We start from the raw sequence: 779 nt of genomic DNA on the forward strand, positions 1-779 counted from the left end.
AAGCCCTTTTCGGCCGCCAGCATCTGCTCGCCATCGAAACCGCGCACGGTGTAGCGGCTGCCGATGGTCAGATCGTCGACGTAGTACAGCGTGTCGTTGGTGTATTGACCGTGAAACGTGGTCACGTATCGCAGCGGCTGCGTCGCGATGGCGAACGGCACCGACAGATTCATGTCGAGCACGGCCATGTTGAAACGATAGGTCGGAGCGCTCGGCTTGGTGGCCGGCGTCGGCGCGATGTCCGGATCGAACGGCAGCGTCGGATCGGGCTTCGCACCAAACGCGCCGATGCCCTGGCGATACGCGAGCGCCCCGTCGAGTTGCGCACCACCCAAGTAATGACGATCGGTCAATCCGAGTTCGAGGAACGTGTTGTTGCGATGCTGAAGCTCGATCTCCGTGTCCTCGATGAAGCTCGCGCCGAAGCGCTTCGACAACTGCACGTAACTCCCAAACACATCGTTCTGACTGCGACGCAGCACGCGCGCCAGCTTGAAACCGGCCGTCTGGGAATTGCCGCTCGACACGAACGTCTGATTCACGCCCGCGATCTGCTGATAGTACGTGTTGGTGTTGCCGAACAGCGTCGCGGTCCAGTAGCCCCAGGGCACGGAATACGAGCCGTTGAAACCGTGCGAGCCGAGTCCCTTGTCGTCAAACTCAAGGTCCTGATTTGCGCCGACGCTCAGGATGTCGTTGAGTCCCAGCGGGTTGTCGATGCCCAAGCTCAGATTACCTTGCAGCTTGCCAGTCGCGCGACTGCCGGAGTTGTCGATCGA

At 60.8% G+C, this 779-nt stretch carries 1 protein-coding gene; it reads right to left on the reverse strand.

Annotated features, from left to right (window positions below; genetic code table 11):
* On the reverse strand, positions 1 to 779 hold a 779-nt coding region (locus AWB82_RS36705; protein ID WP_143757008.1), incomplete at both ends, for a ShlB/FhaC/HecB family hemolysin secretion/activation protein.

This window comes from Caballeronia glebae (assembly GCF_001545035.1).
In the GTDB taxonomy this organism is placed as follows: domain Bacteria; phylum Pseudomonadota; class Gammaproteobacteria; order Burkholderiales; family Burkholderiaceae; genus Caballeronia; species Caballeronia glebae.